A 24,011-nucleotide genomic window follows, 5' to 3' on the forward strand; every position below is an offset into this window, starting at 1 on the left:
CTTTTTCCCTCGTTACCCGCAAGGAGATCCACATGCGCCTGATCCATACCTCACTGTTCGCCGCCATTGCCGCCATCGGCCTGACCGCCTGCAACAAGCCGGCTGATGCGCCCGCCGCCGATCCCGCCACCGCCACCCCGCCGATCGCCGAAACCGCGCGCACCACCGAAGCGCCGCCGGCCATGACCAGCGAAGCCCACGCCAACCACACCGCCGTGGCCGACCTTGCGCCGACCCAGGGCAATGACGTCAAGGGCAACGTGACCTTCAGCGTGGTCGACGGCAAGGTCCACGTGAAGGGCCAGGTCAGCGGCCTGAAGCCGAACAGCGAACACGGCTTCCACATCCATGAGAAGGGCGACTGCAGCGCGCCGAACGGCGACAGCGCTGGCGGCCACTTCAACCCGAGCAAGGAAGACCACGGCAACGTGGCCACCACCCCGCACCACGGTGGCGACATCCCCAACATCAAGGCCGACGCCCAGGGCAACGCGGTGGTGGATGCAGCCGTGTCGACCAACGTCAACATCGGCGAAGGCAACGACAGCGACATCATCGGTCGTGGCCTGATCGTGCATGCCGACCCGGACGACTACAAGACCCAGCCGACCGGCAACGCCGGTGCGCGCCTGGCGTGTGCGGTCATCAAAGCCGCACCGTAACCGGTAGCGCCGGCCGTTGGCCGGCCCCGTGAAACGAAGAACGCCGGCATCGCCGGCGTTTTTCTTGAACGGTAGCGCCACGCCCTGCGTGGCGGCGCGGCGTCACCGTCAGCGGGTCAACAATTCCCGCGCATCCTGGCCCGCTTCGCAATGCACGAACAGCACCGGCAGCCCGTGCGCTTCCAGCACGGCAGCCATCTGCCGCTGGCGCATCAGGTACTGCTCGTAAATGCCCTGCAGGCGATCGCAGTTGCCCTTGTCGTGGCTGTAGTAGCTGCACCAGCCGGCCGGATCGAACAGTGCCATACGCACTTCGCCGTCAGCGTATCGAAGCAGCGGTTCCGGCGCTCTGTCCAGCCACTGCTCAGACTGCGGCGCCATCAGCGCCGTTTCTATCAGCGGCCACAACTCGGCCAGGCCCTGGTTGTCGTATTGCATCGACATCATCGCGGCCAGGTCGTTCACCGTGAAATACCGGGCGTGCTCGATCTGCGCGCCGAAGGCGTTCTGCGCCTGCAGGGCGGTATCGGCCTGGGCCATGCCCTGGGCCAGCAGCACCTCTTCCAGTGCTTCGGCTACGGCCGTGGTCTGGGCCACGTCGGTGCCCGTCAGCAGGAACGGCACCACGCGCAGGCCACCGCCGGTGAGGCTCGCATCGGCCTGGAACGGCAGCGGCACTTCGCCGTCGGCACCGGCGCCGAACGCCAGCAGGCGCGGGCCTTCGTTGCGGCCGGGCGCACGCATCTGCAGTTCTTCCAGGCGGCGGTGGATCGGCCAGCCGGGGCGCAGAACTTCGGCGGGGTCGAAATGGGCGCCGGCGAACACGAAATCGAGTCCGCTCACGCCGGGCACCAGCTTGGCGAGGTCGCGGCCAACGCGGTCGGCCAGTTCGCCCGCCTGCGCGGATGTCAGGGCCGCGTGGCGGGGGGCGTCTCCTCCGGCCAGTTCCAATGCCAGTACGCCAAGGGCATTCATGCCGGGGTCGGGTTTGCTCATGGGTTCACAGTTGGCCCATCACAGGGCGGCAGCTACACTTGGCCCCATTATGCCTGCTCCTTCGTGCAGGCCATGTTGCAGACACCCCTCCCATGCCAGGTATCTCCATGCCCAACGCTCGTCCCGTCGCCATTCTCGGTGGCGTCCGCATTCCGTTCTGCCGCCAGAACACCGCCTATTCGGACGTTGGCAACCTGGGCATGTCGGTACGTACGCTCGGCGCGCTGGTGGAACGGTTCGGCCTGCACGGGCAACAGCTGGGCGAAGTGGCGATGGGCGCGGTGATCAAGCATTCCAGCGACTGGAACCTGGGCCGCGAAGCCACGCTGTCTTCGGGCCTGTCCCCGCTCACCCCGGGCATCACCATGCAGCGCGCCTGCGGCACCTCGCTGGACACGATCATCGCGGTGGCCAACAAGATCGCGCTGGGCCAGATCGAATCGGGCATCGGCGGCGGTTCGGACACCACCTCCGACGTGCCGATCGTGTACGGCAAGAAGCTGCGCGCGCGCCTGCTGGCCGCCAACCGCGCCAAGACCACCGGCGACAAGATCAAGGCGATCGTGCGCGGCTTCAAGCTGGGCGAACTGAAGCCGGAATTCCCGGGCGTGGCCGAACCGCGCACCGGCAAGAGCATGGGCGACCACTGCGAAGACATGGCCAAGGAGTGGAACATCTCCCGCGATTCGCAGGACGAGTGGGCGGTGTCCTCGCACAAGAAGCTGGCCGCGGCCTATGAACGTGGTTTCTTCAATGACCTGATCGCGCCGTTCCGTGGCGTGGAGCGCGACAACATCCTGCGCGCGGACACCTCGCTGGAAAAGCTGGCCACGCTGAAGCCGGCCTTCGACAAGGTCTCCGGGCGTGGCACGCTCACCGCCGCCAACTCCACCCCGCTCACCGATGGTGCGTCGGCGGTGCTGCTGGCCAGCGAGGAATGGGCGCGCGCGCATGGCCACGAGCCGCTGGCCTACCTGCGTGATTCGCAGGTGGCCGCCGTTGATTTCGTGCACGGCGAAGGCCTGCTGATGGCGCCGACCATCGCGGTTCCGGAAATGCTCAAGCGCAATGGCCTGACGCTGCAGGATTTCGACATCTACGAAATCCATGAAGCCTTCGCCGCGCAGGTGCTGTGCACCCTGCGGGCGTGGGAAAGCGAAGACTACTGCCGCAACCGCCTGGGCCTGGATGCGCCGCTGGGCAGGATCGACCCGGCCAAGATCAATCCGCTGGGGTCGTCGCTGGCCACCGGCCATCCGTTTGCGGCTACCGGGGCGCGCGTGATCGCCACGGCGGCCAAGCAGCTGGCCGAACGCGGCGGTGGCCGCGCGCTGGTGTCGATCTGCACCGCCGGCGGCATGGGCGTGGTGGCGATCGTCGAACGCTGAGTCGTTCGCATCGCGCAAAAAAAAGGCCGCCCGGTTGGGCGGCCTTTTTGTTGGGGACGGCGTCAGCGGATTGGGTTGCCGTATTCATCGCGCTCGTCGCGATGGATGTCACGCACCGGCAGCGGTTCGCTCATCAAGGATTGTTCTTCGACCGTGGCGCGTTCGGGCACTACGGCCGCCAGTGGGGCGACCGGGCGGGCGAGCACCACGCTGTCTTCGCCGCGCTGCTGGCGCAGGGCGTTGATGTAGCACTGCGCGGCCAGCGCGGGTTCGCCGCGTGCGGTGAAAACCTCACCCAGCGCTTCCCAGGCGGGGGAGCCGGCGCCGGCGGCGATGGCACGGTGCAGGTAATCCTCGGCCTGGACGTGCTCGCCCTGGCGCGCGGCGATGCGGCCGAGCGCCAGCAGCAGGGCCGGGCTGGACGGCTGCTGGCCCAGCCAGCGCTGCAGATTGGCCTGGCGGGTGGCCAGCTTCTCCACCGGCATCTGACCGTACAGCGTCACCAGCGATTCGTCCCAGCGCGTATCCAGCGCCTGTTCCAGGTTGAGCAGGGCCGGTTCATCCCAATCCAGCGCCACGGCGCGCAGCGCGTAGGCCGACACCACATCGGGGTCGCTGCGCAGGGCCTTCGGGGTGGCTTCCCACTGCGCGGCCAGCGCATTCACATCGCCCGCCTCCAGCAGCGACTGCGCGGCCAGGCGCACTTCCAGTTCGGCCACGGCCTCATCGGGCAGCACCTTCTGCTTGCGCAGCGCGCCCAGCTGGCCGTAGGCCTCGTGCGCGCGGTCGGCACGTGCCAACGCTTCGGTGCGCAGCCACAGGCCGCGTGGCGGCAGCGGCTGGATGCCCGGGGCATCCAGCGCGTTGATCGCATCAACCGGGCGCTCCTGCTGCAGCAGGCGTTCGGCCTGCATCAGCGCATAGGCGGTGGCATCAGTGGTGGACAGGCGCTGCAGGTACTGGTCCACCGCGGCCTGGTCCCCGCGCGCTTCGGCGCTGCGGATGGCGGTCACGTAGGCCACCGCGCTCACTTCTTCGTCTTCGGCGGCGGTGCCCAGCAGCCTCTCGGCGCGCTGCCAGTGGCCGTACTCGTGCGCCTGCATGCCTTCGATCAGGCGGGCGCGGCCCTGCTTGCGGCGGTAGCGGCCCCAGGCACGGAACGGCGAGGCCACCAGGCTCCACAGCAGCCACAGCACCAGCAGGCCCACCAGCACCATCAGTGCCACCTGCGGCACGGTGGAGCGGTAATCGTTGCCGCCGGCGCGGTAGATCACCTCGCCGTACTGGCGCAGCGATTCGGTGCCCAGCCATTGCGCGGCCACCACGCCCAGTACCACGGCCAGCAACAGCACCACCACGGATTGAATCGGCTTCATGTATCAACTCCCATCGCGCATGGCGCGCAGTTGCTGCAGGGTGCTGCCCAGTTCGGGCAGCGGCGGGCGTAGCACTTGGGTGCGCAACTGCTGCAGTTCACCACGACGCTCGCGCAGGCCGGGTGAATCCGGCCACAGCCGCGGCATCCACAGCACCACCCGGTCCAATGCCTGTTCGAAACCGGCCTGGTCGCCGCGTTCAACCGCGGCACGGGCCAGGGTCAGCTCCAACTGCAGCGAATCCCACGCGGCGGTGCGCTCGGCGCGGGTCAGGGGGCCCTGCACTGCGGTGGGGGTGATGGTCACGAACGGGGCCAGCACGTGGTGCCACCACGGCGGCGCAGCGGTGTCCGTCGCCGGAGCGATCTGTTCCGGCAACGCCAGCAGCGACTGCGAGAAGCTGCCAAGGCGCTGGTTGATGCCGGCGCGCACGCCCGGGCCGAGGGCATCGACCGCATTGCGTTCCTGCATCAGCGCTTGGCGCAGGTTGAGGAATTCGGTGCCCTGGACGTCTTCCAGCGCCGTGGCGGCCAGTGCATACAGCCGCTTGGCGCCCTCCACGTCATCGGCGAAGGCCAGGCGTTGGCCGGCCTGGCTGAGCAGCAGTTCGGCCTCCTCCAGCTGCAGCGCCTGCGCGTTGTGGCGGGTGCTGTCGGCCAGCCGTGCCAGGTTCTCTTCCAGCAGGGCGTTGCGCTGGCTCAGGCCCAGCATTTCATCGCGCAGCACCCGGTTGGTGGCGGCCGCATCCTGCACCCGCTGCGAGGTGGAGCGCTGGTCGCGGCGCAGCGCTTCCACGCTTCCGGCCAGGCCCTGCACCAGCACGGCGGCATCGGCCTCGCGCTGCGCGACACGCGCCTGCTGCGCCTGCCATTGGGTCCAGCCCCACGCGGCGCCACCGGCCACCACCGCAAGCGCGGCAAGCGGCACGATCCAGCGCAGCGGTCGGTGGGGCGGGGGCGGAACCATGTCGTTCATGCAGGCATCCTTGTCGACCGCGCCGGTGCATTCACGAGCTGGCGATCGACGAAGTGCACAGCATCGCTCGCCGCCCGCAGGCCCTGCAAGGCCGCAAACGACCCCTGTTCAGGAAGTTGCTGCGGTGGTGACAGCCGCGTGTGCGGCCTGCGCCAGCTGTGCCGGCAGCGGGCCGGCGGCGAGGGTGACCCGGGTGAATCCGGCGTCCGTCGCCAGAGCGGCCAAGCGCTCGCTGGCGGCCACCACATGCGCCTGGCGAAGCTGCGCCAGCAGGTCCGCCGGCAGCTGTTGGCTGAGCAGCGCCAGGGCCTCGGCACTGCTCAGCGCCAGCACCCACGGCCCGGCCTGGTGGCGCAGCCGCTGCAGTTGCCGGGGCGGCAGGCGCAGCGCTCTGCGCTGGTAAACATCCACCCGCTGCAACGTCGCGCCACGTTCCTGCAGCGTACTGGCGATGATGCCGCGCCCGCCGGGGGCGGTAACCAGCGCCGCGCGCAGGCCCTGCAGCTGGGCCAGCGCCGGCAGGTCGAGCAGGCCTTCGCTGTCCATCCGGGTGGGAGCCACCACGTTGTCAACGCCATGCCCGCGCAGCGCAGCGGCAGTGCCGGCGCCTACCGCCAGCCAGGTGCCGGCGTGCGGGGCCTGCAGCGGCTGCAGCCGCGCGGCGGCATGCACCGCCGCCGGGCTGCTGAACACCACGCGGTCCGCGCCCAGCGCCTGGGCCAGGGCCGCGCGGGTGCCCGCATCGTGGCGCGCCACCAGGGCCCACGGCGACAAGCCGATCACCTGCGCGCCCAGCGCTTCGGCCGCGCGCCGCAGCGGTGCGTGCTGGCCGCGCGGGCGCAGCGACACCAGGGTCCAATCCGGCACATGTGCGTGGCTGTTCATTGCGGGCATTATGCGAGGCCTTCGTTGCAACGTCGCCGTACTGATGTCTGAACAAGATTCCCTCCCTGCGCATCTGGCCGCACTGCAGCAGGTGCTGGAGCGCATGCCACCGGTAGCGGCCATGCAGATCCGCGTGGACGCCTATGCCGATGGCGTGCTGGCCCTGCGCGCGCCGCTGGCCGCCAACGTCAATGACAAGGGCAACGCCTTCGGCGGCAGCCTGTCTTCCGCGCTGACCCTGTCCGGCTGGGCGCTGGTCACCCTGCGCCTGCGTCTGGCCGGCTTCGATGCCGATGTCTACGTGGCCGACAGCCACGTGCGCTACCTGGCCCCGGTCTACGAGGACCTGCTGGCCCAGGCGCAGGCGGCCGACGATGCGGACTGGGACACCTTCCTGGCCACCTTCGCCCAGCGCGGCAAGGCCCGCATCGAGGTGGTGGCCCGCCAGCCCGGCGAGGCCGGCAAGCCCGCAGCTGAACTGACCGGACGTTTCGTTGCCTTCGCAAGGCGGTAGGATGGGCGCCTTGCCGATTGGGGAATTCGCATGCGTCGCACCTTCCAGATCCTGCTGCTGGCCTTGCTGGCCCTGACTTCCGTGTCGGCATTCGCCGGCGAGCAGAAAACCACCAAGAAGCAGCGCAAGCAGCTCGAGGAAACCCAGGTCAAGTACGACTCGACCATGCGCTGGGGCACCGTGGAAGACATGCTGCCGTACCTGGACCCGGCCTACGCCAAGGAGCACCCGCTGACCGACCTGGAACTGCGCAGGTTCGAGCAGGTGAAGATCTCCAGCTACCGCGCCGGCGACAACGTGCCGCTGCCCGACGGCCGGATCGGCCGCAATGCCGAGGTCCGGGTGATCAATATCAACACCCAGTCCGAACGTTCGGTGCGGGTCAAGGAAATCTGGCGCTGGGATGCCGAGGGCAAGCGCTGGCTGCAGGCCAGTGGGCTGCCGGACCTGTGGCAGGAATCCTGAGCTGGCCCAGGGCTGGACGCCGGTTCGCCCGCATGTGCGACAATCGGCGCCCGCTAATCGACCCGTGATCTAAGTGAATTACGAAGAGTTGCTGGCCTTTGCCGGCCGAAACCCGATGTTGTCGATGGCCTTCGTGGGCCTGACCGTCGCCATCCTCGTCACCGAGGTGCGCCGCCTGCTGCGCGGCTACAAGTCGATCAAGCCGGCCGAGCTGACCCAGCTGATCAATGCTGGCGGCGCGGTCGTGGTCGACCTGTCGGCGAGCACCGATTTCGAGAAGGGCCACATTGCCGGCAGCCGCAACGTGCAGCCTGCCCAGTTCGGGCCGGAGCACAAGCTGGTGGCCAACGCCAAACAGCGCCCGGTGGTGCTGGTGTGCCGTACCGGCACCGCCTCTGAAACCGCAGCCAAGGCCTTGAAGAAGGCCGGTTTCGAGCAGGTGCACGTGCTCGACGGCGGCCTGCCCGCCTGGCAGCAGGCCGAGCTGCCGCTGGTCAAGGGCCGCAACTGATTTTGCCCGGATTGCGCGGCATGCCTTGTGCGCGCCGCCACACGCCCCCATCGCAGGGCATGTAACAATCCGTTTTTACAGCATTCATTCTGGAGCAACAGGAAATGTCCGAAGCGAACACCAACGGCGCCATCGCGCCGGCCGACGCCGCCACCGGCCCCGCGTTCACCGTCGAAAAGATCTACGTCAAGGACGTTTCCTTTGAATCGCCCAACGCCCCGGCCGTGTTCAACGAAGCCGTGCAGCCGGAGCTGCAGCTCAACCTGAACCAGCGCGTGCAGCGCCTGGGTGAGAGCGCCTTCGAAGTGGTGCTGGCCGTGACCCTGACCTGCAAGGCCGGCGACAAGACCGCCTACGTGGCCGAAGTGCAGCAGGCCGGCGTGTTCGGCCTGGTCGGCCTGGACCCGCAGTCGATCGACGTGCTGCTGGGCACCCAGTGCCCGAACATCCTGTTCCCGTACGTGCGTTCGCTGGTGAGCGAGCTGATCCAGGCCGGCGGCTTCCCGCCGTTCTTCCTGCAGCCGATCAACTTCGAAGGCCTGTACGCCGAAACCCTGCGCCAGCGCCAGGAACAGGGCGAAACCTCGCTCGCCGATTCCGAGCCGGCCGGCAACGCCTGATCGGCGCTGCAGCAATGAGCAACAACGCAGACAAGGTCGCCGTTCTCGGCGCCGGCTCCTGGGGCACCGCCCTGGCCAGCCTGCTTGCACGGCACGGTCGCCAGACCGTGCTGTGGGGCCGCGACGCGGCGATGGTCGAGGCCATCGACCAGCGCCACGAGAACACCCGCTACCTGCCGGGTATTCCGTTGCCGGAATCCCTGCGCGCCACCACGGACCTGACTGCGGCCGTCAAGGATGCCACCTGGATCCTGGTGGTGGTGCCGTCGCACGCGTTCGGTGAAACCGTGCGCGCGCTGGCGCCGCTGCGCCCGGCGGCTGCCGGCGTGGCCTGGGCCACCAAGGGCTTCGAACCCGGCTCCGGGCGTTTCCTGCATGAAGTGGCGCGCGAGGTCCTCGGGCCGGAAGTGCCGCTGGCGGTGGTTACCGGCCCGTCGTTCGCCAAGGAAGTCACGCTGGGCCTGCCCACCGCGATTACCGTGCACGGCGACGATGCCGAGTTCGCCCAGCAGGTGGCCGAAGCCATGCATGGCCCGGCGTTCCGCGCCTATACCGGCGACGACATGGTCGGTGCCGAACTCGGTGGCGCCATGAAGAACGTGCTGGCCGTGGCCACCGGTGTGGCCGATGGCATGCAGCTGGGCCTCAACGCCCGTGCCGGTCTGATTACCCGCGGCCTCAACGAGATGCTGCGCCTGGCCGCTGCGATTGGCGCCAAGCCGGAGACCCTGATGGGCCTGGCAGGCTTGGGTGACCTGGTGCTGACCTGCACCGGCGATCTCTCGCGCAACCGTCGCCTGGGCTTGGCGCTGGGGCGTGGGCAGTCACTGCAGGACGCGATCCGCGAAATCGGCCAAGTGGTGGAATCGGTGCAGACCGCCGACGAAGTCATGCGCCAGGCCCGTCGCCACGGCATCGACCTGCCGATCTCCGACCGGGTCCGCGCCGTGCTGCACGGCGAACAGACCCCGGAAGAAGGCCTGCGCGCGCTGTTGGCGCGCGAACAGAAGCCGGAGTATCCGGACACGCTGTTCAAATGATCAGGAAAAACCCCGGCATTGCCGGGGTTTTTTTTAACCCCGCCCGGATGCCCAGAACGCGAAAACCCAGCTTCCGCTGGGTTTCTGCGTGGCACCCCGACGAGGTAGGCACCATATAAGTGAAGCCCGGCCTACTAAGCCGGGCTTCATGGCGTGAGGGAGAGAGAGATCACGCCATCCAACAACGTACCGTGCAGCTACAGGCTTACCAGGTGAAGCGCGGGCCGACGAACCATTCCTTGTCGCCACCCTTGGCCAGCTTCACTTGGCCGCTCAGGCCCCAGTTCTGGTTGAACTTGGCCTGCGCGCCGACCAGGCCGTAGAACTCGCCGTCCGGGTTGATGCCGTGCTTCTTGCTGAAGTCTTCGTAGCCGGCCATCGCGTAGCCTTCGATCATCGGGGTGAACGCGGTGCGCACGCCCACTTCGGTGGCGTAACCGTTGAAATCCAGGCCTTCCTTCGGATCGAACTTCTGGTAGGCGACGCGGGCCACCAGGTCGGTGGTCGGCGCGATGCCGTAGTTGTAGCCCAGGCCCACGCGCCACTGGTCAACATCAACGTTGCCGCGGTCGGTTTCCTGCGAGTTGTAATCGCCAAAGACATGGAAGTTCGGCGCAATCGCGGCCGAGCCCTTCACCGCCCAACCGTCGGCGGAGCCGCCCTTGGTATCGGTGTTCACGTAGCCGCCTTCCACGTAGTTGTACGACAGGCCATCGGCAGCCGAAGCAGCGAACGGCAGGGCAGCAATCAGGCCCAAGGCAAGCAGGGAGGTCTTCATCATCGGGAACACACCTTTTTATTATTTGGTTTTGCCGACCGTCCCCCTTGGGGAGGGGAGAGAGAAGGACGGTCGACAGGTGTGAATTATCCGTTAGGCGATCTAATCAACCCTGAATATTGAACTGACCGGTACATGAATGAAGGGCGCGTTCAGGGAACTTGGTGGAAGCGTCCTCTTAACCGCTCCGGCAAGCGATAGGGCGCACCTATAGGTAATGCTAGATAGCTAATAACGTAACTTATAGGTTACAAAAGACGCCGCAAAAAGATAACTATAGGTTACATTGTAGGATGAAGCCTCAACGCCACAGGTGGCCCCATGTCATCCAGAGATGGTTCGCAGATGCGCAGACTTGCCCGGGCACGGCTGGATGAAGTTGGCAGCCGCCTTCGCGACATGCTTCCCAAGCTACCGCGCACGCCCGGCGGTGGGTGGATCGCGGGAACGCGCGAAGCGTTGGGAATGTCCAAGTCAGATCTTGCAAGGCGGCTGGGAGTGTCTCCGGCTGCGGTGGCAAAGCTGGAAAGCAATGAGCGGGCGGGCACGGTCCAGATCGACACGCTTCGACGCGCGGCAACCGCGCTCGATTGCGAGCTGGTGGTACTGGTCGTGCCTCGTCAACCGCTGCAGGCTGCGGTGGACCAGCGTCGCCTGCAGCTCTACAGCACGGAAATCGATCGGGCCTCCGTACACATGAACCTGGAGGACCAGGCCGTATCCGAGACGCTGCGCCGACACTTGTTACTGCAGGCCGAGGCGGCAATCCCGGACAGTATGTTGTGGCGGGAGCTACCCGTTGGCTGACCCGTACTTCCACGATGCACTGGACGAGGGGCAGACGCCGCTCGATCCCGATGAAGCGCGTGGCCTGAAGCTTGGATGGGTAGCAACACGTACCGACCTCAATGATGCAGAGGGCGAAAACATTCTCCAGGGAATGCGCTGGGCCCGTGCCCAGATCAGGAGGAAGGACGTCGTCGTAAACAGCGAGGCATTCCTGCGCCAGCTCCACGAACGCATGTTCAACCAAGTGTGGGACTGGGCAGGGACCTTCCGCCAGACCGAACGAAACATCGGCGTTGCCCCTATCAGATTGCAACGCAACTGCGGCAGCTGTTCGACAATGCACACGCCTGGCAGGAGTTTGGAACCTACCCCCTTGATGAGCAGGCCGTGCGCCTCCACCACCAGCTGACCTTCATTCATCCTTTCCCAAATGGGAATGGCCGCTGCTCGCGTGTGATGGCTGACATGTTCCTGCTCAGGCATGGGGGCGAGCAGTTTTCGTGGGGGCCTGCTCCCCACGGCCCAATGGTCCGCCAGGAATACCTGGCGGCCATCAGGAAGGCGGACTGCGGAGACATTGCTTCTTTGCTCGCCTTCGTCAGAAGCTGACCAACGTCAAAGCAGCCGGCTTGCAGCCGAAGCCAGCGCATGTCTCTCGATGCTGGCGGCGAACAACGGGGTCTCGCGGCTGTTGTGGTTGCCGCCATCGCGCTGGCGGGCGTCGGCCGCGTCTTCGAACGGCGTGCCGTGTTCGGCGATGAAGTCCAAGAATTCCTGCGTGGGGTGGGCCACGACGCTGTTGGTGTATTCGCAGGTGTTCTCGTCGATCTTTTTCACGCTGAGCGTCCAGATCACCTGCACCCGCGTGCGACCGTTGGGCGTGAACGCGTCCGACGTGGATACCATGCGGCACAGGCTTGGCCTGGCAATTTCGGCCACGTAGTGCTGGACCATCAGCGTCTTGCCGATCATCTCGACATTGATGGACATGCGCGTGCCATCGTCGGTGCGGGTCGAGCCAGCGGAGATATGGTCGGGCGGGCAGCAGCGCTGATACTCCGCTTCGGGCAGGTTGAACAGCCAGTCCGCGATGTCCACCTTCTCGATCGGCGCGTTGATGATCGCGGTGTAGGCGGAGGCGGACAGCAGCTTGTCGGTGATGATGATGTCGGACATGGTGGACTCCTTGGGTGAGGCCCCACTATCGATCCGGCACCGGTTGCGCACAGCCATCTCTTGGTATGCACGGTTGGACCGGCGCGGACACCAGGCTGCATACCAAGGTTTTAGAACGCGGCCAGCCGCACGCCGTCCACGCTCGCAATGGCATCCAGGCGCACGACGCTTCCGTCGTCCAGGTGCATGTACTCGGCGCCCTCCTTCGCACGCAGGTCCGTGATCCGTGCCAGCGCCGTGCATTCCTCTCCCGCCGCGTCCACGTACACGATGGTCACGCGGCGTTGGCTGGTGGCGGTGGCTTCCAGCACATCGTGGAACTCGCAGTTGATCGGGCGGTAGGTTGTGGTCATTGCCGTAGTCTCACGCAACAGGACGGAGGGAACACCTGGGTTGGCTGGCCGGAACCCGGCCAGCACGGACCGCTGGAATCAACGCAGTTTGACGCCGGGGAAATCGACCGGCACCGCAAAGGCGACGTTGACGTAGTTGGTGAACAGATTCAACGCGACGTGGGCGAGGATTTCGACGATCGCTTCATCATTGAAGCCCACGTTCCGCAGCTGGGCGACATCGGCATCGTCGATCTGGCCACGGCCTTCCACCACGCGCAGCGCGAAGTGCAGCGCGGCAGCTGTCTTGGGATCATCGGACTCACCGCCCTGCGCGGCGCTCATTTCCTGGCTGCTGGCACCGGCCTTGCGGCCCAGTGCGGTGTGCGCGGCCAGGCAGTACTCGCAGGCGTTGCGGTTGGCGATGGCCACGGCGATCTTCTCGCCCAGCGCGGCCGGAATGATGCCGCCGCCCAGCGCGCCGAACGATCCCCACATGCTCTTCAGGGCAGCGGTGGAATTGGCAACGGCACGGAACATGTTGGGGGTGGCACCGAAGGCGGAATGGATCTGGCCGAGCAGGGCCTGGCGTTCGCCGGTGGTGTCGGCGGCGTTGATCAGCGGGATACGGGACATGGTGTGGATTCCTTTGAATGCCGGCGCGGGGTGGCCGGTTGATGGGCATAATAGGAACCCGGTCGGGACGTTTGGTGTCTGTATGTCGCTCATAGATGTCAATTCGTCCAGCCCTTCCATCGACCGTCTGACCCCGGTCCTGGAGCGGTTCCGGGTCCAGGCCACGCTGTTCCATGCCGGCCCGCTGTGCGGGCACCAGCACTTCGACGCGCAGCCTGGCCGCGGCTTCCTGCACGTGCTGCGCCGGGGCGAAATGGACCTGCTGTATCGCGACGGCTCGCGCCTGGCGCGCACCCATCTGAGCGAGCCCACGCTGCTGCTGTTTCCGCGCGCGGTGCACCACGAGTTCATCAACCCGCCGGTGGACGGCTCGGACTTCACCTGCGCCACGCTCGATTTCGATGGTGGCGCCCGCAACCCGATCGTGCAGTCGCTGCCGGAAGCGATCGTGTTGCCACTGGGCGCCATTGACGGCCTGCAGGCGACGCTGGACCTGCTGTTCGCCGAATCGGACCAGTTGCGCTGCGGGTCGCGCCTGCTCGCCAACCGCCTGTTCGAGGTCGTGTTGATCCAGGTGCTGCGCTGGATCATCGACCACCCCGGCAAGGCGCAGGTGTCGCCCGGCATGATGATGGGCCTGTCCGACCCCCGCTTGGCCAAGGCACTGATGGCGGTGCACGCCGAACCCGATGCCGACTGGACCCTCGAACGCATGGCCGAACGCGCAGGCATGTCGCGCAGCGCATTCGCCGCTGCCTTCAAGACCGCCACCGGCACCACGCCGGCGGCGTATTCGCTGGACTGGAAACTCAACGTGGCCACCTCGCTGCTGCGGGCCGGTCGTGCGGTCAAGCAGGTGGCGCTGGAGCTCGGCTTCGCCGACGCGCCCACCTTTTCGCGCGCCTTCCGCCGGCGCACCGGCGCCTCGCCGCGCGAGTGGTTGAACGCGCACGGCGAGGGTGGGTAGGCAGGCAGTTACTTGTCCAGGAACGCGACCAGCGCGGGGATCGTCTGCTCCGGGGCTTCTTCCATCAGCCAATGGCCGGAGCCTTTGACGATCACGCCTTCCACATTGGTGTCCACCAGCTTGGCCTGGTCGATCAGGAACTGGCCGCCGGCCTTCTCACCGGACAGCACCAGCATCGGCATGTGCAGCGGCGTCTTCGCGAAGCCCGCAAAGTCCTTGGCATCCTGCTCGAAGTTCTTGAAGTACTCAAAGCCCGCGCGCATGCCGCCGGGGCGTGCGTACTCGGACGCATAGAACTGCCTGTCGGCCTCGGGCACGGAGTGGGTGCGGTCGGCGGCGAAGTCGTTCCAGAAGTGCTCGAAGTAGGTGCGCTCGCGGCCATCCACCAGCTTCAACGGGGTTTCGCCGTAGAAGTGGAAGTGCCACAGATCGCGCAGCAGCCACACGTGGGTCCAGTCGCCCACGCCGGGCAGGAATGCATCCATCAACACGATGCTGTCCACTTCGTCCTGGTACTGGGCGGCGTACGCATAAGCCACCATCAGGCCGATGTCATGGCCGACGATCTTGACCTTGGGGTAGCCCAACGACTTCACCAGCGCGTGGATATCCTGCGCCAGCGTTTTCTTGTCGTAGCCGCCGTCCGGTTTGGACGACTGCCCGGCACCGCGCAGGTCGGGCGCGATGACCACATGGCGGCCGGCCAGCTGCGGCATCAACGGGCGCCACATGTGGCTGGTTTCGGCATAGCCGTGCAGCAGCACCACCGGCGATGCATCGCCTTGGCCGGCCTGCAGGTAATGCAGGGTGACGCCGTTGACGTTGGCGTTGTGGCTCTGGATGGCCGCGCTGCCGGCCGCCTGCGCAGTGGCATGCACGGCCAGCATCAGCACCAGCGCGGTGGCGGCGCGGCGGAACGAACGGGAAAGCAGTTTCATGACGATTCTCCTGGAAAAGGGCGGGGCGTCAGAGCTGGCTCATGCCACCGTCGGCGATGATTTCGGTGCCAACGATGTAGGCCGATTCGGGTGAGGACAGGTGCAGCACGGTGGCGGCAATTTCTTCCGGGGTGCCGAAGCGGCCCAGCGGAATCTGGCTCTGGATCTGTGCGGCGGTGGCGTCCAGCGCGGCGGCATCCAGGCCGAGCTTGGTGTAGATCGGGGTGGAAACCGGACCCGGGCTGAGCACGTTGACGCGCACGCCGCGCGGCAGCAGTTCGGCCGAGAGCGTTTTTGCGAGCGAGATCACGGCGGCTTTACTGGCCGCGTACACCGAGGTGTTGGGCATGCCGATGCGGGCGTTGATCGAGCCGTTGATCACCACCGACGCGCCCGGGTTGAGCAGCGGCAGCAGTGCCTGCAGCTGGAAGTAGGGGCCCTTGATGTTGGTGTTGAAGATCTGGTCCCACAGCGCTTCGTCCACGTCCGGGTAGGCGGCGAACTTCGCTGCGCCGGCGTTGACGAACACGGCGTCCAGGCGCACCTCGGCGGCGGCCAGGGTCTCGGCCAGGGCGCGCGCGGCGGCGATGTCGCCGGCATCGTTCACCACCACCAGCGCAGTGCTGCCCACCGCCGCTGCAGCCTGCTCCAATGCGGCGGCATCGCGGCCGGTGATGACCACACGGGCGCCTTCGGCGGCGAAGGCCTTGGCCGCAGCCAGGCCGATGCCGCTGCTGCCGCCGGTGACAAGGACGGTCTTGTTGATGAAACGGTTCATGCTGATCTCCTTCGATGGTGGCGTTGTGCCGTGAGCCCATGTTGCGCGGGCGTTCTCCTGTTTCCGTGCCACAATCGCGACGAACTCGTTCGAAGGGATCGAACATGTTGTCTGCCGACGAACTGGCCCTGCTGGAAGCCATCCGCGAGAGCGGCAGCCTGTCGCGTGCTGCAGCCCGCTTGGGCAAGGCGCCGTCCACGGTGTCGCACGCCGCCCGCCAGCTGGAGGCGCGCTTCGACGCCCTGCTGTTCGACCGCCGCCGCTACCGCCTGCAGCTCACCCCGGCCGGCCATCTGCTGGCCCAGGAAGCGGCGCGCCTGATGCTCGATGTGTCCCGGCTCACCCGCCGGGTCAAACAGGTGGCCGGTGGCTGGGAAGACCGGCTGTGGATCGTTACCGACGAAATCCTGGAATTCGAAACGCTGCTGCCGGTCATCCATGCCTTCGACGCGCTCGCCTCCGGCGTCACCCTGCGGATTACCCACGAAGTCCTTACCGGCACCTGGGACGCGCTGCGCGACGGGCGTGCCGACCTGGTGGTGGGCGCCACCAACGAACCGCCGGTCATTCCGGGCCTGCGCTGGTTCGAGCTGGGGGTGATGGAGTGGGTCTTTGCCGTGGCGCCCCACCATCCGCTGGCCAGGGCGCCGGAGCCGGTCGACGCGTCAGCATTGCTGCAGCACCGCGCGGTGGTGGTGGCCGATACCTCCCGCAGGCTCGAGGTGCGCGGCTATGGCGTGCTCGGTGGCCAGCCGTCGCTGGCGGTGCCGAGCATGCATGCCAAGATCCGCGCGCAGTGCGAAGGCCTGGGCGTGGGCTGGCTGCCGCGCGAGCGGGTGGCCGGCCTGCTTGCGCGCGGGACGCTGGTGGAAAAACGCATGGCCGACCCGCGCGAACCCAACCTGCTGTACGTGGCCTGGCGCGGCGATCACCAGGGCAGGGCGCTGGAGTGGTGGCTGGCACAGCTCAAACACGAACGCCTCGCCTCGCGCCTGGTGACGGGCATCGCGCTGGCGTGATCACGCGCTGCGCTCCGCGTCCACGGCGACGCCGCTGGGCAGGTGCCGCTCGATCCATTGCTTGAAGTCGCGCACCACGCCTTCGCGCCCTGCATCGTTGAGCAGGTCATGGGCGTGGTCCTTGTACAGCAGCAGCGTCTTGTCGGCGGAACCGGCGTTGTCGTCGAACACCTGGCTGCCGGCGGGGACGGTGACCTTGTCGGCGGTGCCATGCGCGATCAGTACCGGCAGGCGCAGGCTCGGGAAACCGCGCCTGAGCCGGTCGATGCCGACCAGCATCTGCGCCACGGTGAGCGCCGTCTGCTTCTCGTTGGCGATGAGGGGATCGGCATTGAGCGCCGCTACCACCTCGGGCAGCCGCGAGAATTCCTTGTTGGGCAGCTTGAGCACCCGCAGCTTCGGGAACGGGCCACTGAGCCAGCGCACCAGTGCCAGTACCGGCGCCGGTGCCGGCACCTGGAAGGCGTAGCTTTCGCAGATCAGGCCGGCCAGTTCGTCCTGGTGCGCCAGCGTGTACGCCGAGGCGATCACCCCGCCGGCACTGTGCCCGAGCAGGAATACCGGCAGTCCGGGTTCGCGCGAGCGCGCGACATCCAGCAGCGACTGCACGTCGGCCAGGTAATCGTCGAAGTGCTCGACATGGAAACGTTCGCCAGTGGATTTGCCGCGGCCGCGCAGATCCACGGCATACACGGCCAGGCCCATCGCGGTGAACTGCGCGGCGGCCCACTGGTAGTGCCCGCTATGGGAGTTGAAGCCGGGCACGATGGCCAGCACCGCGCGCACCTTCCCGGTCGGGCGCCAGCTGCGGATGAACAGCTCGCGCTCGCCGCCGCTGATGAATTCTTCGCTGCGGGAGGGGCCGCGGACGTCGGACGGCACGGCATGCAGGGCTGCGGGGGGAACAGTATTCATGGCAGGTCCTCGGTGACGAAGCTGCGCGCCTGCATGGCCGGCGCGTAAGGGGTGCGCAGGGGAAGGCGCTCAGGTGCTGAGGAACGCGAGCAGGTCCTGGTTGAGCTGCTCCTTGGCGGTATCGCCCAGGCTGTGGCCACCGCCGGGATAGATCTTCAGCTGCGCGCCCTTGATCAGCGTGACCGAACGCAGGGCTGCGGCCTTGATCGGCACGATCTGGTCGTCGTCGCCGTGGATGATCAGGGTGGGAACATCGAACTTCGCCAGGTCGGCGGTGAAGTCGGTTTCGGAAAACGCCTTGATGCAGTCGTAGGCGTTCTTGTGGCCCGACTGCATGCCCTGCGTCCACCACGAGCGGATCAATCCTTCGGACACCTTCGCGCCCGGGCGGTTGAAACCGAAGAACGGACCTGTCGCCACATCCAGGAAGAACTGCGCGCGGTCGGCGAGGTAGGCGCTGCGGAAGCCGTCGAACACCTCGATCGGCAGGCCGTCGGGGTTGTCGGCGGTCTTGAGCATGATCGGCGGCACCGCGCCCATCAGCACCGCCTTGGCCACCCGGCTGGTGCCATGCCGGCCGATGTAGCGCGCCACTTCGCCGCCGCCGGTGGAATGGCCGACCAGGGTGACGTCGGTTACGCCAAGGTGTTCGAACAGCTCGGCCAGGTCATCGGCATAGGTATCCATGTCGTTGCCGTTCCACGGCTGGCTGGAACGCCCGTGCCCGCGCCGGTCGTGGGCGATGCAGCGGTAGCCCTTGCCGGCCAGGAAGAACATCTGCGCTTCCCACGCATCGGCATTGAGCGGCCAGCCATGGCTGAAGGACACCACGGGGCCGCTGCCCCAGTCCTTGTAGTAGAGGGAGGTACCGTCGGAGGTGGTGAAGTAGCTCATGGCAGCCTCGGCAGAAGGGACGTGCGCAGCCTCCCACGCGCGCGCAGGACGGGGCATCGGTCGTTCGGGCGCGCAGGTGCTCCCCCATCCGGGGGCTGCGGCGCCGTCGCCCCCACATGGGGGATTTACGGATAACCCGGCCGGCGGCGGCCACCGGCCCGCGTCGGCGCTACCCTTGCCAGCAGCACGACGTCGCGCCGTGCATCGGGAGAACGCCATGCTCGACCGCCTGGCTGTGCTGGATGAGATCCTGGAGCGCCACGCCGAGGTGCTGGGCCGGGACTTCCATCCCTATCGCAACCACACCTACCGCGTGGCCAATTTCCACTGGTGCATGCTGCCGGGCACGGTGCACGATCTGTACGTCCTGTCGGTGGCCGTTGCGTTTCATGATCTTGGGATCTGGACTGCTGGCACCTTTGATTACCTGGCGCCTTCCGAAGCGCTGGCCCGGCAGTACCTGCTCGAGCAGGACCGGCCGGAACTGGTGCCGGTGGTGGTGGCGATGATCAGCGAGCACCACCGGATCTCGCGCGTCCCACCGGACCAGGACCGCCGCATCGAGGCGTTCCGCCGCGCCGACTGGATCGATGTTTCGCTGGGGCTGCTCCGCTTCGACCTGCATCCGGATGACTTCACCCGCGCCGTAGAGCGATTCCCGCGCCTGGGCTTCCACCTGCGCCTGGTCCAGTTCTCGCTGCGGCATGGGCTGCGCCATCCGCTGCGGCCGCTGCCGATGATGAAGCGCTAGTCGTCCAGCCGCACCAGCCCACGACGCAGGGCGATATGGATGGCTTCGGTACGGGTGCGTGCACCGATCTTCTCGAAGATGCGCGCCAGGTGTGACTTCACCGTTTCCGATGAGATGCCCAGGTCGTTGGCAATGCGCTTGTTCTCCCACCCCTGCGCCAGCGCGGCCAGGATGGACTGCTCGCGCGCGGTCAGCGGTTCCTCGCCGATGTGCTGGGCGATCTCTTCGGAGATCTCCGCCGACAGGCAGCGCTTGCCCTGTGCCACGCGGTGCAGCGCCTCCACCAGTTCGCGGCGCAGCGAATTCTTCAGCAGGTAGCCGCAGGCACCCGCTGCCAGTGCATCGCGCGCATTCGCATCGCCCCGGTAGGTGGTCAGGATGACCACGCGGGCCTGCGGAAACTCCGCGCGCAGGCGGCGGGTCAGTTCGATCCCATCCATACCGGGCATCTGCAGGTCGACCAGCGCGATGTCCGGCCGCAGGCGCCGGTACTGTTCGATGCCGTCCAGTGCGTCGGCGGCCTCGCCGACCAGTTCCAGGCCCGGTTCCACCTCCAGCATGGATGCGATGCCCTGGCGGATCAGGGGATGGTCATCGATGGTCAGGATGCGGAGGGTCATGGCAAGGTCCTGGTGAGGAGTGCACCGTGCATCGTGGCGCTGCCCAACGCAAGCGCTTTCCTCAGCGCCGGAAGCCCCGCCAGCGTGGCAGGCGCACCGCTACCCGGGTGCCGCCGGTGGCCAGTGCCTGCACCGACAGCGTGCCGCCGCACAGTGCCGCGCGTTCGCGCATGCCAGGCAGGCCCCAATGTCCTTCGCTGCCGCCGTGGACCACCACCTCGTCCTGGATGCCACAGCCATCGTCCTCGATCTCGACGAGGGTGTGCAGCAGTGCATAGGTGATGCGGACGGTGATGCCCGATGCATGGGCGTGGCGGGTGGCATTGGCGAATGCCTCGCGCACGATCCGGTACACCTCGCCCAGCTCGGGTTGGCGCCAGCGACGCGGCCGGCCGCGTACCTCGAGCGCGAACGCGATCCCGGCGGGTAGCTCGAGCTGGGCCGGCAATGCGCGCACTGCCGTTTCCAGATCGTCGACGCCGGCCTCATCGCGGCGCAGCGCCCGGATGCGGTCGCGCCCTTCGACCATGCTGGACTCGGCCTCTTCCAGCGCATGCACCAGCCCGGCCTCGGCGCCGGCGGCATCGCCCAACGCCAGCCGGCGGCGCGAGGACTCGATGCGCAGCATCAGTGCCTGTACCGACTGCAGCAGGGTGTCATGCAGGTCGCGGGCAATCCGCTCGCGTTCACCCACCCGCGCCCGGTACAGGCGCTGCACCCGCAGCCGCGCGATCGCCACCCGCCAACGCACGAACAGCCACACCAGCGCGCCGGCCAACGCCAGCATCGCCAGCGCGAACCAACCGGTCTGCCAGAACGCGGGCAACACGGTGACGTTGAACGATGCCTCCTGCGGTGACCAGGTGCCGGCGTCATCGCTGGCGATCACCCGGAAGCGGTAGCTGCCCGGTTCCAGCCGGCTGTACAGCGCCTGCCGGCGCGTTCCCGCCTCATGCCAGGCGTCGTCCACCCCATCCAGCCGGTAGCGGAAACGCACGCGTTCGGGAATGCGCAGTGCCGGCGCGGTGTAGTCCACGCGCAGGTCGCGGCTGCCGGCGGGCAGGCGCAGGTGCGGGGACAGTGGCAGCGCCTTGTCGTCCACCTGCACGCCCAGCAGCGTCGGCGCGGGCGGCGCTGCGGCCGTATTGCGCGGAATATGGTCGGGGTCGATCCAGTGCACGCCACGATCGGTCGCGAACCAGATCCGGCCCTGCGCATCGCTCTGCACCGACGACACGCCACCGGTCTTTTCGGTGCTGCCGCGCAGGCCATCGAGCACGCCGAAGCGCTCGAAGGCCACCGCATGGGCCGGGTCGGCGCGCCAGCGCGCCAGCTCGGCGGCCGGCACCCGGGTGAGGCCGCCACGCCCGCCCAGCCACAGCTCGCCGTTGGGCCGCAGCAGGATCCCGGTGGTGTGCTCAAAGCGTTCACCGCCGCGGCCCAGCAGCCGCTGGAAGCGCTCGTTCGCGCGCATCGACACGCCGCGCGCCGCACCGGCCCACAGTTCGTCGCCATGGGCGCGCAGCACGCCGATGCGGCCGATGTCCGGGCCATCCTGCTTGATGTCGCGGCGCCGCCCGTTCTCGAACACCCCAATGGTCTGCCCGGCATCGGTCCAGATCCGCCCCTGCGCGTCTTCGGCCAACGCACGCGGGGTCACGCCTGCCTGCATGCCGTACTTCGCGTTCTGCATTTCCCACTGGCCGTTGTACAGGCGCAGCAGGCCGCCGTTGAGGCGGCTCACCCACAGCCCACCGGCGCGGTCGCTGCTGATCATGCCGATCATGCCGTCGCCTTCCAGTTCCGGCGGCAGCGCTACCTTTTCCAGTCCGGTGGCGCCCAGCCGCGACAGCGTGCCGCGCGCACCGCCCACCCACAGCGTGCCGTTGCCATCGCGATACAGCGCGGTCACCCCTTCCATGTCCGGTCCGCCCAGCTCGTCGATGCGGGAGCCGCTGGCCTGGCTGGGATCGGGGCTGACCCACATCGGGCCCCGATCCGCATTGCCGACCAGCAGGCGGCCATCGGTGGCCACCGCCATGGCAAAGGACTGGTCGCGCCGGGGCAGCGCGATCGGCGCCATCGCGTTGTCGCGGAAGCGGTCCAGCCCGTTAGCGGTAGCGGTCCAGATGTTGCCTTCCCGGTCTTCGAAGATCGTCCAGACCACTTCCGAGGTGAGCCCTTGGGCCGGCCCGAAGTACTCCGGTGACGGCAGCACCACCCCGCGGCCCGGCGCCCGCAGCGTGGACGCGTCGCGCACCCGTGCAATGCCGCCGGAGGTGCTCAGCCACATGCCGCCATCACGGTCGAAGCGCAGGCCGGCACCCTTGAACGCCGGCTCCAGCCAGCTCACCGTGGCACGGGCATGGCGCGGATCGGCATCGGCGCGCGCCAGCGGGCGCACGCCCCAGTAGTCGGCCGCCCACAGCGTGCCGTCGGCGGCCTCATCGAAGTAGGGGATCTGCACCGGCTTGGGATAGGGCTGGAAGCGCGTCGCGCCCGGTGCCAGGTGCACGATGCCGAAGGCCTGGTTCTCCGAATACGCCACCCAGATGCCGCCCTGGCGGTCGGCGTACAGGCGCTCTGGCCGCCAGCCGGGGTCGATGCCCATGTCCTGTGCGGATGTCCAGGTATCGGTGGCAGGATCAAGCCAGACCACGGCCACCGGGGTGATCGCCCATAACCGCTTGCGTGCGTCACGCGCAAAGCCCATCACCGACCCGAGCGGCACGTCATCGCGCTGGTAGTCGTACTGGCCCGGTGCAGGACCGCCGACCCGGCTCATGCCGCCATTGAAGTAGCCGACCCACAGCGAGCCGTCGGGCTCGGCCTTCAGGCTCAGCACATCGTCGTCGATCAGCGGCTTCCCACCGGCCGTGGTAATGCGCTCGAAGCGCACGCCATCGAAGCGGTAGAGGCCTTGTCGCGAGCCGAGCCAGAGCAGGCCGTCAGGCGTCTGCGCAATGGAGAAGATCTGCGCCGGCGCGCCGTCGTCGGCTGTCCAGCGGTCATGCCGAAGCTGCGAAAGCGCGCGGTCGGGCGACAACGCATGGGCCGAAGGCAGCCCGAGTACCGCAAGCACCAGACAGAACAACAGCCGCCAGCACCTAGCGCCAGCGTGCCGGTTCGTGACGTGCACAGGAGCAGGACGAACCGGAAGCCAATGCATCGGTGGCAGGCCAGTGTGGGCAAGGGGGCGCGCCTTGGCAGCCAGAGCAGGATGCGGCGCTGGCGGAGTATGCCACGTGCCCGGCAACGCGAAACGCGTCTGGCGGGCGCGGATCTCCACCGCTTGATCGCCAAACCTAACACTGTTAGATTCGCCCCCTAACAACGTTAGGTAGAAGCCCCCAGTGCGTCAACCCATCGCCCGGGACAACATCGTCGAGGCTGCCTTCAAGATCCTCGACGAGGCCGGCATGGAGGGCGTGACCCTGCGCAAGGTGGCCTGCACATTGGGCATCCGCGCGCCGTCGCTGTACTGGCACTTCAAGAGCAAGCAGGCGCTGGTCGATGCCATGGCCGACGCCATGATTGTCGACGTGGCCCGCGACATCCCCGAGGGCCAGCCCTGGCGGCAGACCCTGCTGCAGATCGCCCGCGAGTTCCGGGTTGCGTTCAAGGCCCGCCGCGATGGTGCCCGGGTGTATGCCGGCACCTTCCTCGCCACCGAGAACGTGCTGCGGGTGGGCGAGGCCAGCATCGCCGCGCTGGTCGGCGCCGGTGCGTCGGTGCGGTTCGCCGCGACTGCCTCGATGGACCTGGTGTATTACGCGATGGGCTTTGTCATCGAAGAACAGTCCTGGCCCGGCGACGGCAGCATGGAAGCGCTGGGCGAGGCCTTCATGGCCCTGGCCGAAGCGCGTTTCCCGCACTGCTGGGACGCCCGTGAGGTCTGGAGCGAGGTCGATTTCGACACGCGCTTCGAACAAGGCCTCGGCCTGATGCTCGACGGCATCGAGCTGCGCCTGGCCCGAACACCCTGA

At 67.5% G+C, this 24,011-nt stretch carries 28 protein-coding genes; 14 read left to right on the forward strand and 14 right to left on the reverse strand.

Annotated elements, in window-relative coordinates; all coding sequences use genetic code 11:
* The first annotated feature begins 32 nt into the window (after positions 1 to 32).
* A complete protein-coding gene (locus tag BAY15_RS01315; RefSeq protein ID WP_068848260.1) occupies positions 33 to 662 on the forward strand; it encodes a superoxide dismutase family protein in 630 nt (209 codons plus the stop codon).
* A 108-nt stretch (positions 663 to 770) separates the two neighbouring features.
* Here BAY15_RS01315 and BAY15_RS01320 read toward each other — a convergent pair whose 3' ends face one another.
* Complete coding sequence (locus BAY15_RS01320; protein ID WP_068848262.1) at positions 771 to 1,658, reverse strand: hypothetical protein; 888 nt, start codon at positions 1,656 to 1,658, stop codon at positions 771 to 773.
* A gap of 92 nt (positions 1,659 to 1,750) precedes the next feature.
* On the opposite strand from BAY15_RS01320, the gene BAY15_RS01325 reads away from it, so the two are divergent.
* Entirely contained in the window at positions 1,751 to 3,046 is a 1,296-nt protein-coding gene (locus BAY15_RS01325) for an acetyl-CoA C-acetyltransferase (RefSeq protein ID WP_095362474.1), read from the forward strand.
* A gap of 62 nt (positions 3,047 to 3,108) precedes the next feature.
* Here BAY15_RS01325 and BAY15_RS01330 read toward each other — a convergent pair whose 3' ends face one another.
* From BAY15_RS01330 to BAY15_RS01340, 3 genes are all read right to left on the reverse strand, one after another.
* Entirely contained in the window at positions 3,109 to 4,422 is a 1,314-nt protein-coding gene (locus BAY15_RS01330; RefSeq protein ID WP_068848266.1) for a heme biosynthesis protein HemY, read from the reverse strand.
* A 3-nt stretch (positions 4,423 to 4,425) separates the two neighbouring features.
* Positions 4,426 to 5,397, reverse strand: coding sequence for a uroporphyrinogen-III C-methyltransferase (locus tag BAY15_RS01335; protein ID WP_068848268.1), 972 nt, complete (start codon positions 5,395 to 5,397; stop codon positions 4,426 to 4,428).
* Between the two features lie 108 nt (positions 5,398 to 5,505).
* A complete protein-coding gene (locus BAY15_RS01340; RefSeq protein ID WP_068848270.1) occupies positions 5,506 to 6,282 on the reverse strand; it encodes a uroporphyrinogen-III synthase in 777 nt (258 codons plus the stop codon).
* A 43-nt stretch (positions 6,283 to 6,325) separates the two neighbouring features.
* On the opposite strand from BAY15_RS01340, the gene BAY15_RS01345 reads away from it, so the two are divergent.
* From BAY15_RS01345 to BAY15_RS01365, 5 genes are all read left to right on the forward strand, one after another.
* Positions 6,326 to 6,796 carry a YiiD C-terminal domain-containing protein gene (locus BAY15_RS01345; protein WP_068848272.1) on the forward strand — a complete coding sequence of 157 codons (471 nt, stop codon included), beginning with the start codon at positions 6,326 to 6,328 and terminating at the stop codon, positions 6,794 to 6,796.
* Between the two features lie 30 nt (positions 6,797 to 6,826).
* Positions 6,827 to 7,261 (forward strand): hypothetical protein, encoded by a 435-nt coding sequence (locus BAY15_RS01350; protein WP_068848274.1) that lies wholly within the window; start codon positions 6,827 to 6,829, stop codon positions 7,259 to 7,261.
* A gap of 73 nt (positions 7,262 to 7,334) precedes the next feature.
* Entirely contained in the window at positions 7,335 to 7,772 is a 438-nt protein-coding gene (locus BAY15_RS01355; protein WP_068848276.1) for a rhodanese-like domain-containing protein, read from the forward strand.
* A gap of 104 nt (positions 7,773 to 7,876) precedes the next feature.
* Entirely contained in the window at positions 7,877 to 8,392 is a 516-nt protein-coding gene (gene secB / locus BAY15_RS01360; protein WP_068848278.1) for a protein-export chaperone SecB, read from the forward strand.
* Positions 8,393 to 8,406: 14 nt separating this feature from the next.
* Entirely contained in the window at positions 8,407 to 9,432 is a 1,026-nt protein-coding gene (locus tag BAY15_RS01365; RefSeq protein ID WP_068848280.1) for an NAD(P)H-dependent glycerol-3-phosphate dehydrogenase, read from the forward strand.
* Between the two features lie 205 nt (positions 9,433 to 9,637).
* On the opposite strand, the gene BAY15_RS01370 is transcribed toward BAY15_RS01365, so the two are convergent.
* Positions 9,638 to 10,210 (reverse strand): Ax21 family protein, encoded by a 573-nt coding sequence (locus BAY15_RS01370; RefSeq protein ID WP_068854490.1) that lies wholly within the window; start codon positions 10,208 to 10,210, stop codon positions 9,638 to 9,640.
* Between the two features lie 321 nt (positions 10,211 to 10,531).
* Here BAY15_RS01370 and BAY15_RS01375 point away from each other — a divergent pair, with 321 nt between their 5' ends.
* From BAY15_RS01375 to BAY15_RS19685, 3 genes are read left to right on the forward strand one after another with little or no spacing between them, the layout of a single operon-like run.
* Positions 10,532 to 11,017: a helix-turn-helix domain-containing protein gene (locus tag BAY15_RS01375; RefSeq protein WP_068848282.1), complete on the forward strand. Its 486-nt coding sequence runs from the start codon at positions 10,532 to 10,534 to the stop codon at positions 11,015 to 11,017.
* A complete protein-coding gene (locus BAY15_RS19475; RefSeq protein ID WP_237334300.1) occupies positions 11,010 to 11,408 on the forward strand; it encodes a hypothetical protein in 399 nt (132 codons plus the stop codon). Before BAY15_RS01375 ends, BAY15_RS19475 begins: the two co-directional genes overlap by 8 nt.
* A complete protein-coding gene (locus tag BAY15_RS19685) occupies positions 11,327 to 11,608 on the forward strand; it encodes a Fic family protein (protein ID WP_428999292.1) in 282 nt (93 codons plus the stop codon). Before BAY15_RS19475 ends, BAY15_RS19685 begins: the two co-directional genes overlap by 82 nt.
* Before the next feature lie 6 nt (positions 11,609 to 11,614).
* Here BAY15_RS19685 and BAY15_RS01385 read toward each other — a convergent pair whose 3' ends face one another.
* From BAY15_RS01385 to BAY15_RS01395, 3 genes are all read right to left on the reverse strand, one after another.
* Complete coding sequence (locus BAY15_RS01385; RefSeq protein ID WP_068848284.1) at positions 11,615 to 12,175, reverse strand: hypothetical protein; 561 nt, start codon at positions 12,173 to 12,175, stop codon at positions 11,615 to 11,617.
* A 110-nt stretch (positions 12,176 to 12,285) separates the two neighbouring features.
* A complete protein-coding gene (locus tag BAY15_RS01390) occupies positions 12,286 to 12,528 on the reverse strand; it encodes a hypothetical protein (RefSeq protein WP_068848286.1) in 243 nt (80 codons plus the stop codon).
* A gap of 78 nt (positions 12,529 to 12,606) precedes the next feature.
* Positions 12,607 to 13,143, reverse strand: coding sequence for a carboxymuconolactone decarboxylase family protein (locus BAY15_RS01395; RefSeq protein ID WP_068848288.1), 537 nt, complete (start codon positions 13,141 to 13,143; stop codon positions 12,607 to 12,609).
* 82 nt (positions 13,144 to 13,225) lie between these two features.
* Between BAY15_RS01395 and BAY15_RS01400 the strand changes: the two genes are divergently transcribed.
* Entirely contained in the window at positions 13,226 to 14,110 is an 885-nt protein-coding gene (locus BAY15_RS01400) for an AraC family transcriptional regulator (protein WP_068848290.1), read from the forward strand.
* 8 nt (positions 14,111 to 14,118) lie between these two features.
* On the opposite strand, the gene BAY15_RS01405 is transcribed toward BAY15_RS01400, so the two are convergent.
* Positions 14,119 to 15,048, reverse strand: a complete 930-nt coding sequence (locus tag BAY15_RS01405; RefSeq protein ID WP_068848292.1) for an alpha/beta fold hydrolase — start codon at positions 15,046 to 15,048, stop codon at positions 14,119 to 14,121.
* A gap of 28 nt (positions 15,049 to 15,076) precedes the next feature.
* The gene (locus BAY15_RS01410) at positions 15,077 to 15,826 is read right to left on the reverse strand and encodes an SDR family oxidoreductase (protein WP_068848294.1); all 750 of its coding nucleotides are present in this window, start codon (positions 15,824 to 15,826) and stop codon (positions 15,077 to 15,079) included.
* 104 nt (positions 15,827 to 15,930) lie between these two features.
* On the opposite strand from BAY15_RS01410, the gene BAY15_RS01415 reads away from it, so the two are divergent.
* Entirely contained in the window at positions 15,931 to 16,845 is a 915-nt protein-coding gene (locus BAY15_RS01415) for a LysR family transcriptional regulator (protein WP_068848296.1), read from the forward strand.
* Here BAY15_RS01415 and BAY15_RS01420 read toward each other — a convergent pair whose 3' ends face one another.
* Positions 16,846 to 17,760 (reverse strand): alpha/beta hydrolase, encoded by a 915-nt coding sequence (locus tag BAY15_RS01420; RefSeq protein WP_083214027.1) that lies wholly within the window; start codon positions 17,758 to 17,760, stop codon positions 16,846 to 16,848.
* 69 nt (positions 17,761 to 17,829) lie between these two features.
* Entirely contained in the window at positions 17,830 to 18,654 is an 825-nt protein-coding gene (locus BAY15_RS01425) for an alpha/beta fold hydrolase (protein WP_068848300.1), read from the reverse strand.
* A gap of 217 nt (positions 18,655 to 18,871) precedes the next feature.
* Between BAY15_RS01425 and BAY15_RS01430 the strand changes: the two genes are divergently transcribed.
* A complete protein-coding gene (locus tag BAY15_RS01430) occupies positions 18,872 to 19,405 on the forward strand; it encodes a hypothetical protein (protein WP_068854491.1) in 534 nt (177 codons plus the stop codon).
* Here the strand turns inward: BAY15_RS01430 and BAY15_RS01435 are convergent.
* Both BAY15_RS01435 and BAY15_RS01440 read right to left on the reverse strand, forming a co-directional pair.
* Complete coding sequence (locus BAY15_RS01435; protein ID WP_068848302.1) at positions 19,402 to 20,025, reverse strand: response regulator; 624 nt, start codon at positions 20,023 to 20,025, stop codon at positions 19,402 to 19,404. The two genes, BAY15_RS01430 and BAY15_RS01435, sit on opposite strands and share 4 nt — an antisense overlap.
* 61 nt (positions 20,026 to 20,086) lie before the next feature.
* The gene (locus BAY15_RS01440) at positions 20,087 to 23,107 is read right to left on the reverse strand and encodes a sensor histidine kinase (RefSeq protein WP_157771661.1); all 3,021 of its coding nucleotides are present in this window, start codon (positions 23,105 to 23,107) and stop codon (positions 20,087 to 20,089) included.
* 271 nt (positions 23,108 to 23,378) lie between these two features.
* Between BAY15_RS01440 and BAY15_RS01445 the strand changes: the two genes are divergently transcribed.
* Positions 23,379 to 24,011 (forward strand): TetR/AcrR family transcriptional regulator C-terminal domain-containing protein, encoded by a 633-nt coding sequence (locus BAY15_RS01445; protein WP_083214029.1) that lies wholly within the window; start codon positions 23,379 to 23,381, stop codon positions 24,009 to 24,011.

The organism is Stenotrophomonas rhizophila, from assembly GCF_001704155.1.
Lineage (GTDB): Bacteria > Pseudomonadota > Gammaproteobacteria > Xanthomonadales > Xanthomonadaceae > Stenotrophomonas > Stenotrophomonas rhizophila_A.